13 protein-coding genes are annotated in these 11,309 nt (G+C 66.1%); 10 read left to right on the top strand and 3 right to left on the bottom strand.

The genetic code is table 11. The features are described from left to right. The coding region (locus B2W55_RS20035; RefSeq protein ID WP_291532275.1) for a 16S rRNA (uracil(1498)-N(3))-methyltransferase at nt 1–778 on the bottom strand (778 nt) is incomplete at its 3' end. A 94-nt stretch (nt 779–872) separates the two neighbouring features. Here B2W55_RS20035 and B2W55_RS20030 point away from each other — a divergent pair. The 3 genes from B2W55_RS20030 to ubiA all read left to right on the top strand — a co-directional run bounded on the left by B2W55_RS20030 (nt 873) and on the right by ubiA (nt 3,280). Then, nucleotides 873–1,346, top strand: coding sequence for a hypothetical protein (locus tag B2W55_RS20030; protein ID WP_024581150.1), 474 nt, complete (start codon nt 873–875; stop codon nt 1,344–1,346). Nucleotides 1,347–1,602: 256 nt separating this feature from the next. Continuing rightward, the gene (locus B2W55_RS20025) at nt 1,603–2,337 is read left to right on the top strand and encodes a hypothetical protein (protein ID WP_024581149.1); all 735 of its coding nucleotides are present in this window, start codon (nt 1,603–1,605) and stop codon (nt 2,335–2,337) included. 10 nt (nt 2,338–2,347) lie between these two features. Next, nucleotides 2,348–3,280 carry a 4-hydroxybenzoate octaprenyltransferase gene (gene ubiA / locus B2W55_RS20020; protein ID WP_024581148.1) on the top strand — a complete coding sequence of 311 codons (933 nt, stop codon included), beginning with the start codon at nt 2,348–2,350 and terminating at the stop codon, nt 3,278–3,280. Nucleotides 3,281–3,537: 257 nt separating this feature from the next. Here ubiA and B2W55_RS20015 read toward each other — a convergent pair whose 3' ends face one another. After that, entirely contained in the window at nt 3,538–4,062 is a 525-nt protein-coding gene (locus B2W55_RS20015; protein ID WP_024581147.1) for a DUF6101 family protein, read from the bottom strand. A gap of 275 nt (nt 4,063–4,337) precedes the next feature. Here B2W55_RS20015 and B2W55_RS20010 point away from each other — a divergent pair, with 275 nt between their 5' ends. The 6 genes from B2W55_RS20010 to lpxK all read left to right on the top strand — a co-directional run bounded on the left by B2W55_RS20010 (nt 4,338) and on the right by lpxK (nt 9,922). Next, on the top strand, nt 4,338–5,726 hold the full coding sequence (locus B2W55_RS20010; protein WP_024581146.1) for a TldD/PmbA family protein: 1,389 nt from the start codon (nt 4,338–4,340) through the stop codon (nt 5,724–5,726). After that, nucleotides 5,713–6,522 carry an inositol monophosphatase family protein gene (locus tag B2W55_RS20005; RefSeq protein ID WP_024581145.1) on the top strand — a complete coding sequence of 270 codons (810 nt, stop codon included), beginning with the start codon at nt 5,713–5,715 and terminating at the stop codon, nt 6,520–6,522. Before B2W55_RS20010 ends, B2W55_RS20005 begins: the two co-directional genes overlap by 14 nt. Before the next feature lie 129 nt (nt 6,523–6,651). Beyond that, nucleotides 6,652–6,900 (top strand): DUF4170 domain-containing protein, encoded by a 249-nt coding sequence (locus B2W55_RS20000; protein ID WP_016848023.1) that lies wholly within the window; start codon nt 6,652–6,654, stop codon nt 6,898–6,900. Continuing rightward, nucleotides 6,897–7,610: a lysophospholipid acyltransferase family protein gene (locus B2W55_RS19995; protein WP_024581144.1), complete on the top strand. Its 714-nt coding sequence runs from the start codon at nt 6,897–6,899 to the stop codon at nt 7,608–7,610. The genes B2W55_RS20000 and B2W55_RS19995 overlap by 4 nt, the downstream gene beginning before the upstream one ends. Continuing rightward, nucleotides 7,573–8,907: a 3-deoxy-D-manno-octulosonic acid transferase gene (locus B2W55_RS19990; protein WP_029879097.1), complete on the top strand. Its 1,335-nt coding sequence runs from the start codon at nt 7,573–7,575 to the stop codon at nt 8,905–8,907. Before B2W55_RS19995 ends, B2W55_RS19990 begins: the two co-directional genes overlap by 38 nt. Further along, a complete protein-coding gene (gene lpxK / locus B2W55_RS19985; RefSeq protein WP_024581142.1) occupies nt 8,900–9,922 on the top strand; it encodes a tetraacyldisaccharide 4'-kinase in 1,023 nt (340 codons plus the stop codon). The genes B2W55_RS19990 and lpxK overlap by 8 nt, the downstream gene beginning before the upstream one ends. 14 nt (nt 9,923–9,936) lie before the next feature. Here lpxK and B2W55_RS19980 read toward each other — a convergent pair whose 3' ends face one another. Beyond that, nucleotides 9,937–10,164, bottom strand: coding sequence for a DUF2093 domain-containing protein (locus B2W55_RS19980; RefSeq protein WP_024581141.1), 228 nt, complete (start codon nt 10,162–10,164; stop codon nt 9,937–9,939). 186 nt (nt 10,165–10,350) lie between these two features. Here B2W55_RS19980 and B2W55_RS19975 point away from each other — a divergent pair, with 186 nt between their 5' ends. Continuing rightward, nucleotides 10,351–11,181 (top strand): dienelactone hydrolase family protein, encoded by an 831-nt coding sequence (locus B2W55_RS19975; protein WP_024581140.1) that lies wholly within the window; start codon nt 10,351–10,353, stop codon nt 11,179–11,181. The last annotated feature ends 128 nt before the right edge of the window (nt 11,182–11,309 follow it).

The raw sequence follows: 11,309 nt of genomic DNA, 5'->3' as shown, positions 1-11,309 counted from the left end.
GGGAGGGAACCCTTCCGCCGGCAGGTCCATCACTGGTCCCCCAATCCCCCAGCGCCGCCTGCACCAGCGCCAGCGCGGCGACGGCGGCGGTGTCGGCGCGCAGGATGCGTGGGCCGAGCGCGAGGCGCAGGATCGAGGGCTGGCGCAGCAGCAGGGCGCGTTCTTCCTCGGCGAACCCGCCCTCGGGGCCGATCAGGACGTCGATCCCGGCATTGCCGACCCTCGCGGCTTGCAGCGCCTGCACCGGGTTCGCGACCTCGGCGGCCTCATCGCAGAACACCAGCAGCCGCGCCTGGTCGCGCCCGGCGAGGAAGCGCTCCAGCGGCACCGGCTCGGCGACCTCGGCCAGCGAGATGATGCCGCATTGCTCGGCGGCCTCGACCACATTGGCGCGCATCCGCTCGCTGTTGACCCGCGACACCTGGGTGAAGCGCGTCATCACCGGCACCAGCCGGGCCGCGCCCATCTCGACCGCCTTCTGCACCATGTAGTCGAGCCGCGCATGCTTCAGCGGCGCGAACACGTAAGCAACGTCGGGCAGACGATCCTGGGTGCGGGTTTGCGCCAAGACCGTCAGCGTGTCCGCCCGCTTGCGGCCGGAAATCGCGGCCTGCCATTCGCCGTCGCGGCCGTTGAACACCAGCACGCTGTCCCCGGCGCCGAGCCGCAGCACGTTGCCGAGATAGTTGCTCTGGTCACGGTCGAGCGAAACGATTGTGTCTGCGCCGAGCGGGGCATCGACAAACAGGCGCGGGCTGCGGAAATCGAGTTCAGGCATGTCCTATTCCGGTTACGCGCCGCGTTTTAGCCTAAAAACCGCTGCCAGATAGTTCTCTCGTTCGCCATCGTTGTGTCCCCGGAAGGCCGTTGCGATGATCATTCGCTCATTGGTGCTGTTGGCGCTGACGGTTGCCTTCGCGCCGGTCGACCATGCGCTGGCCCAGGCTGGCTCCGTGCCGTTTCCGGGCAATGGTACCACGCCGACTGCGCGCAGTGCCCCGGCGGCATCGGCCGAATTCTGCCTCAGGGATTTCGTGCCGCTGCGGCAAGACGCCGAGGCGAAAGGCAAGCTGATCAAGGCAGCCGCGGACCGTCATGCACCCCCAAGCGAGGCCTGCAAACTGATCGGCGACTACACGCAAGCCGAAATCAGGATGATCAAATACGTCGAAGCCAACGCGGTCCAGTGTGCAATCCCGCAGCCGATTGCAGACCGGCTGAAGGCGGGTCACAAGAATACCGAAACATTGCTCAGGAAGGTGTGTGCGCAGGCGAGGCAGGCGCCACAAGAGCCCGCTGGACCGACCGGAGACTTTGATCACCTGATTGATCGTCAAATTCCATGATAGCGGCTGCCGGCGCGCGGCGACCGAACGAAAATCGACTTTGGCGCCTGCCGGATCGTCCATTTTCCCGCCGTTCGTAGCCTAAAGGCTTCAAATCGGGGAACAATTTAATGTGGCCGGTGTGGCCCTACGCCGCGCTGTCGCCTAAATCCACGGGTTGTTAAGGCATCACAGGAATCGTAAAACGCCCCCAAATTGGTTGCTTCGTTTTGTTGCGCTGGGGTTGCCTGGACCTTTTGCCGGAGAAACACCCTCGATGATCCGCCGCCTGATCGTGCTGACCGTTGCCGCGACCACCCTGTCGATGGGCCACGCCGTGGCCCAGAGCGCTTTTCCGGCTCCGCTGCCCGGACAGACGGGCACCGTCAACGACCCCGCGTTCCCGCCGGTGAATGGCGCTCGCCCGGCCAGGACGAATACCGCGACCGCCACCGATTCCGCGTTCCCGCCGGTCAATGGCGCGCCGGCGGCCCGGGTCGGTGGGGCGCCGTCGCCGTTCCCGAGCAATGGCGCGGCCCCGATCGCGGGCGGCGGCCTCTCGTCGCCGCCACCGCCTCCGGGCGCCGGAGCAGGCGGCGCAAGCGACGCCTGCATGAAGAATTTCGTCCCGCTGCGTGAAGAGGCGGAGAAGCGCGGCAAGGCGATCAAGACCGCGAGTGATCGCCACGCCAGCCCGCAGGAGGCCTGCAAGCTGATCGGCAATTACAGCCAGGCTGAGATCAAGATGATCAGATATGTCGAGGCCAACGCCTCGAAGTGCGGAATTCCGGCACAGATCTCCGACCAGCTCAAGAACGGCCACAAGAATACCGAGGCTCTCCTGAAGAAGGTCTGCAACGTCGCGGAGCAGGCTGCGGCGCAGCCGCGCGGGCCGGCCGGGCCGACGCTGAGCGATGTGCTGGGTTCGTCCGCCTCGCTGCCGGAAGCGACCCCGAGCAAGAAGGGCGGCAGCACCTTCGATACGCTGAACGGCAACGTTCTCACCCGATGATGGGTCAGCCATGAGCGACGTTTCCGCCCGCGTTGCCGACTCCACGGGCAACTGGGTGGATACCCATGCGCCGGTCTGGTCGCGGCCCTATCTGCGGCTCGCGCGCTACGATCGGCCGATCGGCTCCTGGCTGTTGCTGATGCCGTGCTGGTGGTCGGCGGCGCTCGCTGCCGGCGTCGCGCATGACGTGCGCTCGCTGCCGCTCGTCGTCCTGCTGTTCTTCATCGGCGCCTTCGTGATGCGTGGCGCGGGCTGCACCTGGAACGACATCACCGATCGCGATCTGGACGCCAAGGTCGAGCGCACCCGGTCGCGGCCGATCCCGGCCGGGCAGGTGACGGTGACGCAGGCCGTGGTCTTCATGGTCGTGCAGGCGTTGATCGGGCTTGCGGTGCTGTTGCAGTTCAACCGTTTCGCGGTCATGACCGGCATCGCCTCGCTGGCGATCGTCGCGATCTATCCGTTCATGAAACGGATCACCTGGTGGCCGCAGGTCGTGCTCGGTCTCGCCTTCTCCTACGGCGCGCTGATGGGATTTGCGGTGACGCTCGAACGTATCGACGTCACGGCGATCGCGCTCTATGCCGGATCGATCGCCTGGGTGATCGCCTACGACACCATCTACGCCCATCAGGACGCCGAGGATGATGCGCTGATCGGCGTCAAATCCACCGCCCGCCTGTTCGGCGCGCGCACCCATCGGGCGCTGGTGATCTTCTATGGCCTCGCCGTGCTGTTGATCGGCACCGCATTCGCGCTGGCCGGCGCGCGCTGGCCGGCCTGGATCGGCCTCGCGGCATTTGCGCTGCATCTGGCCTGGCAGGTGCGCCGGCTCGACACCAGCGATCCCGCGCTCTGCCTGCGCATCTTCAAGTCCAACCGCGACGCCGGCTTCATGTTGTTCGCGAGCCTGGTCGTCGACGCGGTGCTGCGCGCGGCGTAGCTCTCGTCGTTCCGGGCGATCGTTGCAAAAGGTCGGGCGATTCACGTAGCGAGAACGCCGAAGTTTTGTTCACTGGCCGTGCAGCACATTCGGTGTCGTCCCGGCGAAGGCCGGGACCCATACGCCGCAGCATGTGTTGTTGACGGGACTCGTCGTTCCAGCATCACACAACAAGCAGCATCGGTGGTTATGGGTCCCGGCCTTCGCCGGGACGACACCGATCATGTGGTGAGTGGACCGCATCTCGAGCGATGCAACTAATCCCGCGCGATGATCTCGCGTTCGCCGCGATGCATGCTGGCTGCGTTGAGGCGGAATCCGGCGCGGCGGCGGACCAGGAATTTCGGGCGGCGGGCGCGGATCGCGTTGCGGCGACGGCGGCGCGGGGAAGGCATTCGCGGCGCCGGCTCGGTCAGTTGCGGCAGACGGAAGATGTCGCTCCACATCTGCCAGGCGGACGTGATCTCGTCGGCGTCCGAACTGGAGCCGAGCGGAATCGAGAGCGCGGGATCGCGATGAACCAGCACCAGCATTTGCGTATCGTCGATGCCGCGTACGGCGACGCCGAGGAAATCGCTGACGCGAACATTGACCGCCATCCGCATGCCGAGGACGGCACGGCGCAGCACGACATGTTCGCGATGAAGCTCGACCTGCCGCATGCCGCCATCCGCGCGCGAATCCTGCGCATGGAAGCTCAGCGGAAGGGAAAGAGGGTCGAGCCGCAATGCGCAGCTCGACCCGGCGGAATTGATTCCGCTTGTTGGTGTTTGACGCCTCAAAGCCTACTCTCCCCGCCGGGATTATGTTCCCGGTCGATGTGTGAGAGCCTAGCCGAGCGACGGCCGTTTCAGCTTAAAAAGCCTGGTTAATCGCTCCTCACCTGGCGCCATGATTGACAAGAGGTTGGCCCGCATGATTGACGAAGCCTTGCGCCGATCACTCAAATCTTTGTTGCTCGGCGGCGTAAAGTGCTTGAAATCCTTGTGAATCCGGCACATCTGGTGAGGTCTGTCGACTTCGCTCCGGGCCCCCCTCAATCCGCAGGAATTCGTTCGTGAACTCTTCACCATCCGCATCGCGACACGGCGATACCTCCGATCTGTTCGACCAATCCGCGCTGAGCGACCTCGCGCAGCGTCTGGTCGATGCCGCCAAGCGCGCCGGCGCCGATGCCGCCGATGCCATCGCGGTGCGCGGCGTCTCGCAGGGCGTCGAGGTCCGCGACGGCCGCGTCGAGGAGACGGAGCGCTCCGAAGGCGATGACGTGGGCCTGCGGGTGTTCGTCGGCCAGCGCCAGGCGGTCGTCTCGACCAATGACGTCAGCGGCGACGGGATCGCCAAGCTCGCCGAGCGCGCGGTGGCGATGGCGCGTGTGGCACCCGACGACAAATATGTCGGGCTGGCCGATCCCGCGCTGCATGCACATGATTTCCCTGATCTCGATCTGCTCGACCGCCACGTTCCGACCACCGCCGAACTCGAGCGGCGCGCCATCGAAGCCGAGGCCGCGGCGCTCGCGGTCAAGGGTGTCACCAAGTCCGGCGGTGCGTCGGCCTCGACGGGAATTGGCGGCATGGTGCTGGTGACGTCGACCGGCTTCCACGGCTCCTATTTGCGCTCCAGCCACGGTATCTCGACGACGGCGATTTCCGGCGAGGGCACCGGCATGGAGCGCGACTACGATTTCACCAGCGCGCCGCATGCGTCCGATCTCGATTCACCCACGACGGTTGGCCGCAAGGCTGGCGAGCGCGCGGTGGCACGGTTCAATCCGCGCAAGGTCGAGACCTGCAAGGTGCCGGTGGTGTTCGATCCGCGGGTCGCCGGCTCGATCGTCGGCCATCTGGTCGGCGCCATCAACGGCGCCTCGATCGCGCGCAAGACCAGCTTCCTGAAGGACAAGCTCGGCGAGCAGCTGTTCTCCAAGGACATCCGCATCATCGACGATCCGCTGCGCGTGCGCGGCCTGCGTTCGCAGACCTTCGACGCCGAGGGCGTCAAGGTGAAGAAGACGGCGCTGATCGACGCCGGCGTGCTGACCACCTGGGTGCTGGACTCCGCCACCGCGCGCGAGCTCGGCCTGGTCACGACGGGGCATGCGCACCGCGGCGTGTCGTCGTCGCCATCGCCGGGAACATACAATCTGCATCTCGAAGCGGGAGCTGTGACGCCGAAGCAATTGATCTCCGACATCAAGCAGGGCTTCTACGTCACCGACCTGATCGGCTCAGGGGTCAACGGCGTGACCGGCGATTACAGCCGCGGCGCGTCGGGGTTCTGGATCGAGAATGGCGAGATCACCTATCCGGTCAGCGAAGTGACCATCGCCGGCCATCTGCTGCCGATGTTCAAGTCGCTGGTCGCCGCCAATGATCTGGAGTTCCGCTACGGCGTCAATTCGCCGACGCTGCGCATCGAGGGCCTGACGCTTGGCGGACGCTGATACGGACGACTGGACCAAGGCGCGCGATGCCGCCTTGCTGACCAAGTCGGTGCAGGAGGCGGGACGGCTGGCGCAGTCGCTGTTCCGCACCGAGTTGAAGAACTGGATCAAGGGCGCGTCCTCGCCGGTCTCGGAGGCCGACATCGCGGTCAACGACCTGCTGGAGCAACAGCTGCGTTCGGCGACGCCGGGCTATGGCTGGCTCTCGGAGGAAAGTGCCGACAACGAGGGCCGGCTCGGCAAGCGCTTCACCTGGATCGTCGATCCGATCGACGGTACCCGCGCCTATCTCGCCGGTCGCGACGACTGGTGCGTCAGTGTGGCGCTGGTTGAAGGCAACGCGCCGGTGCTCGCGGCGGTGTATGCGCCGGTGAGCGGGGAATTCTTTTTCGCAGCCCGCGGCCAGGGCGCGACCCTGAACGACAGTGCCGTGCATGCCACCACCGGCGACGATTATGATTTCCCCCGCATGGCCGGACCGAAGCCGCTGGTGCAGCGGCTGAGCCCGACATCGGACGAGATCACGCTGTATCCGCGGATCGGATCGCTGGCCTTGCGGCTGTGCCGCGTGGCACAAGGTCGACTTGACGCCGCCTTTGCGGGCGGGCAAAGCCGCGACTGGGATCTTGCCGCCGCGAATTTGATCGTGCAGGAAGCGGGTGGTAAGATGACCGCGCTCTCGGGGGATGCGATTGAGTATAATCGCCGGGAAGTGACGCATGGGGTGCTGGTGGCAGCAGGACGCGAACGTCATGCACGCATTGTCGAGCATTTTCGCAACCGTCCATTGCCGTGAGGCCCCGCCGATCCGCTCCGCGCTTCCGATTGTGACGACCAGACTTGTTGCGACAGACTTGTGACGACAGACTTGTGACGACCAAGACTTCACTTCCTTGCCGGGCATCTCGTTAGGAAAACCACCATCATGTCAGACAATGCCCAGCCACAACTGCTCCACCTCGTCATCGGCGGCGAGTTGACCGATCTCGAGCACAACACCTTCAAGAATCTCGATGAGGTCGAGATCGTCGGCGTGTATCCGAACTATGCAACGGCCTATGCGGCCTGGAAGGCGAAGGCGCAGCAGACGGTGGACAACGCCCAGATGCGCTATTTCGTCGTTCACCTCCACCGGTTGCTCGATCCCGAGCAGGACACAAAGCATTCCCATTGAAACGACTTCTTCGCGATCTGCTGCGCAGCGCCGTCGTGCAGCGCGCGCTGGGTGTGCTTGCGGCCGAGTATCTGCGGCTGGTCTGGCACACCAACCGCTTCAGCTACCAGCCGTCTGACGTCTACGGGATCGTCGAGCCCTTGATGCCGGCGATCTTCGTGTTCTGGCACGGCCAGCACTTCATGACGCCGTTCATCAAGACCAAGGACAGCTACCGCGCCAAGGTCCTGATTTCGCGCCATCGCGACGGCGAGTTCAATGCGCTTGCGGTGGAGCGGCTCGGCATCGGAACCATCAGGGGGTCCGGCGATCATTCCGGCGCGTTCCATCGCAAGGGCGGCGTCGGTGCCTTTCTGGAGATGGTCCGGGCGCTGGAAGACGGTTGCAACATGGCGACCACGGCCGACGTGCCGAAGCGGGCGCGGGTGGCCGGCCTCGGGGCCATCATGCTGGCGCGGGAGAGCGGCCGGCCGATCATCCCGTTCGCGATGGTCACCAGCCGCTTCATCCGGTTGAAAAACTGGGATTCCACCACCATCAATTTGCCATTCGGGCGCGGCGCAGTGGTAGGTATTGAGCCGGTCTATGTGCCGCCCGATGCCGATGCCGCGACGATGGAAAAGCTTCGGCAGCACGTGGAGGACCTTCTCAACGAAGCGACCCGACGCGCCTATGCAGCGGTCGGGCGGCCGGAGGCAGCGCTTGGCTAGCTCGCTCCCGATGACGTTGCGCGTGTACCGCAAGCTGTCGTCCGCGATGGTGCCGCTCGCGCCTGCCCTGATCAAGCGGCGGCTGAAGCTCGGCAAGGAAGATCCCGAACGCGTCGGCGAACGGCGCGGCGTCAGCGCCGATACCAGGCCGCAGGGGCCGCTGGTGTGGATCCACGGCGCAAGCGTCGGCGAGGTGCTGGCGGCGGCCGGGCTGATCGAGCGGCTGCGTGCGCTCAACCTGCGCATCCTGCTGACCTCGGGCACGGTGACCTCGGCCGCGATCGTGGCCAAGCGCTTTCCGCCCGACGTGATCCATCAATACGTGCCGTACGACTCGCCGCGCTATGTCGCGCGCTTCCTCGATCACTGGCGTCCGTCGCTGGCGCTGTTCATCGAGTCCGACCTGTGGCCGAACCTGATCCTGTCGAGCGCCGCGCGGCGGCTGCCAATGGTGCTGATCAACGGGCGGATGTCGCAGCGCTCGTTCCCGCGCTGGCGCCGGGTCTCCAACACCATCGGGGCGTTGCTCGGTCGGTTCGACATCTGCCTGGCGCAGTCGCAGACCGACGCCGAACGGTTTGCCGCGCTCGGCAGCCACAACGTCGTGGTCACCGGCAACCTCAAGCTCGACGTCGCGGCGCCGCCGGCCGATCCAGCCAAGCTGGAGCGGCTGATGTCGGTGACGCGCGGCCGACCGATCGTGGTTGCGGCCTCCACCCATCCCGGTGAGGAAGAGATCCTGATCGAGGCGCACAAGTCGCTCGTCAAATTCTTCCCCGGGCTGCTCACGGTGATCGTGCCGCGGCATGCCAATCGGGGGGAGGCGGTCGCGCAACTGGTGACGGAGGCCGGCCTGCGTCCCGGCCTGCGCTCGCGCGAGGATTTGCCGGTTGCGACCACCGATATCTATGTCGCCGACACGATGGGCGAGCTCGGCCTGTTCTATCGTCTCGCGCCGATCGTGTTCATGGGCGGCTCGCTGGTCGCGCATGGCGGCCAGAATCCGATCGAGGCGATCAAGCTCGGCGCCGCGATCGTGCACGGCCCGCACGTGTTCAATTTCACCGATGTCTATGCGGCGCTCGATCGCGCCGGCGGGGCACGGCACGCCGATGATCGGGAGGCGCTGGTCAAGCAGCTCGGCCAGTTCCTCGCCGATCCCGCATCGCGCGACACGTCGCTGGCCGCCTCCGAGCGCGTCGTCGAACAGCTCGGCGGCGCATTGGAACATACGCTGACCGCTCTCGAGCCCTATCTGTTGCAGTTGCGGCTCGAGATGGGAGCCGCCAATGCGTGAGCCGGCCTTCTGGCACCGGCCGTCGTCTTGGACATCGCAATTGTTGAGACCGCTTGCCGCGCTGTACGGCGCGGTCGCCGCGCGGCGGATGCGGCGCCCCGGCGTCGATGCCGGCATTCCCGTGATTTGCGTCGGCAACTATCATGTCGGCGGTGCCGGCAAGACGCCGACGGTGCTGGCGCTGGCCAAACTGCTGCGCGAGCTCGACGAACGGCCGGTGGTGCTGAGCCGCGGCTACGGCGGCAGCATCAGTGGACCGGTGAAGGTCGATCGCGACAATCACACGGCGGCCGATATCGGCGACGAGCCGCTGATGATGGCGGCGACATTGCCGGTCGTGGTGTCGCGCGACCGCGCCGCGGGGCTGGCGCTGGCGCGGGCTCAGAATGCCAGCGTGATCCTGATGGATGACGGCTTCCAGAACCCGTCGGTGGCGAAGGAGTGCTGTCTGATCGTGATCGACGGCACGCGCGGCATCGGCAATGGCCGCGTGATTCCGGCCGGCCCGTTGCGCGCGCCGCTGTCGCCGCAGCTGGAACGGACCGACGCACTGATCGTGGTCGGCGGGGGCGATGCGGCGCGGACCATCGCGGCCGATCTCGCCTCCCGTGGCAAGCCGGTGCTGTCAGCGCATCTGAAGCCGGATCAGGCCTCGCTGGCGGCACTGAGCGGGGTGCGTGCGCTCGCCTTCGCCGGGATCGGCGATCCCGCGCGGTTCTTCAACACGCTGCGCGCGAGTGGCATCGACGTCGTGCGCAATGAGGCCTTCGCCGATCATCACGCCTTCACCAAGGGCGAGATCGAGCAGCTCGTCGCCGACGCGCGACGCGACGGACTGACGCTGGTGACGACGGAAAAGGATCTGGCACGGCTGCGTGGTCCGCAGGGGATGCCGGCCTGGGCGCAGCCGATCGTCCCGTTCGCGGTGACGCTGCAATTCGAGGATGCCGGCGCGCTGCGGCGCCTGGTGAGTGATCGGCTGTTCAAGGCGCGGGACGGCAGGTCGCGCAAATGAACGTCGTGTTGCGTTCAGGCCTGCGACTTGAGCACGGCGGGATGATGGCGTTGCAGCACGGCGGTCGGCGTGGCGTAGGCCTCCTGCAGGTCGACGCTCCAGTACTTCAATTCGTCGAGCGGGATCCGGACGTCGGTGATGGCACAACGCACGAAGGTGCCGGGCGAGATCACGCGGAAATCGCCGTCGAGATATTGCACCTGCGCTTCGCCATGGCCCGAAGGACCGAACTTGTTCAGCACGTTTGAGCTCTCCGCCTTGCCTCGCACCAGGCTATCTGGATGTTCATGAAGCCGTCTATCACAGATAGGGTGTCATGTCCGCCCGGTAAACCACCGACTTGTGATGATTTGGCGGCAGAGGCGCATGGTAGCGTTGCAGCCATGGTCCGCTGTGTTTGCAGCGCCATAACGAGCCGGCCGGATCGGATGCGCATCAAGTCTGTTCTCATGTGCCTCGCCATGCTGGCCGCGCCGGCCGCCGCTGCGTCGCCGCTGCCGGCCCCGCATCAGGTCGAGATTCCCGAAGGCAACCTCACGCTGCGCGCGCAGCTCTACCGGCCCGATGGCGAAGGGCCGTTCCCGACGGTCATCGCGCTGCATGGCTGCGGCGGTCTCGCCGGCCATTCCGAGCCGGTGCTGCCGCGCTATCGCGACTGGGCCGAGCAATTGCTCACGTCGGGCCATGCGGTGCTGCTACCGGACAGCTACGGCTCGCGCGAGCTCGGGCCGCAATGCCGCATCAGGGAGCATCAGGTCCAGACCCGCCGCGCGCGGGTCGCCGACATCAACGCGGCGCGGCAATGGCTGGTGCAGCAGAAATGGGTGGCGAAGAGCCGCATCAGCCTGATCGGCTGGGGCAATGGCGCCGCCGCTTTGCTGTGGGCGGTGCGGCCGCAGATGTGGTCGCGCAACGTCGAGCCGGACTTCCGCTCCGCGGTCGCGTTCTATCCGGATTGCCGCACCTCGTTCGGTCTCGGCTGGAGCGCGCGGGTGCCGACGCTGGTGTTGATCGGCGCGCGCGACGATGTCACGTCATCATCGGCCTGCCACCAGATGGTCGATGGCGCGCGCGGCCGCAGTGCGCTGGCGCGCATCGTGGTCTATCCCGAGGCCTATCACGACTTCGACCGGGCCAATCTGCCGCTGCATGCGATCGCGGCCTCCGATGCCGAGATCACCGAGCGCGGTCACGTCGGCACCGATGCGGATGCGCGCAAGGACGCGCAGAAGCAGGTCGCCGAGTGGCTATCGCGCTAGATTGCGCACGATCAGATTAGGTTGCGCTGGATCGGCATCGAAAACTCACCTCTCCCTTGGGAGAGGTCGATTTGCGCAGCAAATCGGGTGAGGGGTGACGGTCTGTCGAGAGAGCAAGAGCCCTCACC

It is taken from the genome of Bradyrhizobium sp. UBA2491 (assembly GCF_002341725.1).
Taxonomy (GTDB): Bacteria; Pseudomonadota; Alphaproteobacteria; order Rhizobiales; family Xanthobacteraceae; genus Bradyrhizobium.
This window is presented reverse-complemented; position numbering and strand designations above follow the sequence as displayed.

Coding starts and splice junctions, on each gene's coding strand:
- B2W55_RS20030 (WP_024581150.1), top strand. CDS start 873: ATGATCATTCGCTCATTGGTGCTGTTGGCGCTGACGGTTGCCTTCGCG.
- B2W55_RS19990 (WP_029879097.1), top strand. CDS start 7,573: ATGCAGCGGTCGGGCGGCCGGAGGCAGCGCTTGGCTAGCTCGCTCCCG.
- B2W55_RS19975 (WP_024581140.1), top strand. CDS start 10,351: ATGCGCATCAAGTCTGTTCTCATGTGCCTCGCCATGCTGGCCGCGCCG.
- ubiA (WP_024581148.1), top strand. CDS start 2,348: ATGAGCGACGTTTCCGCCCGCGTTGCCGACTCCACGGGCAACTGGGTG.
- B2W55_RS20000 (WP_016848023.1), top strand. CDS start 6,652: ATGTCAGACAATGCCCAGCCACAACTGCTCCACCTCGTCATCGGCGGC.
- B2W55_RS20025 (WP_024581149.1), top strand. CDS start 1,603: ATGATCCGCCGCCTGATCGTGCTGACCGTTGCCGCGACCACCCTGTCG.
- lpxK (WP_024581142.1), top strand. CDS start 8,900: ATGCGTGAGCCGGCCTTCTGGCACCGGCCGTCGTCTTGGACATCGCAA.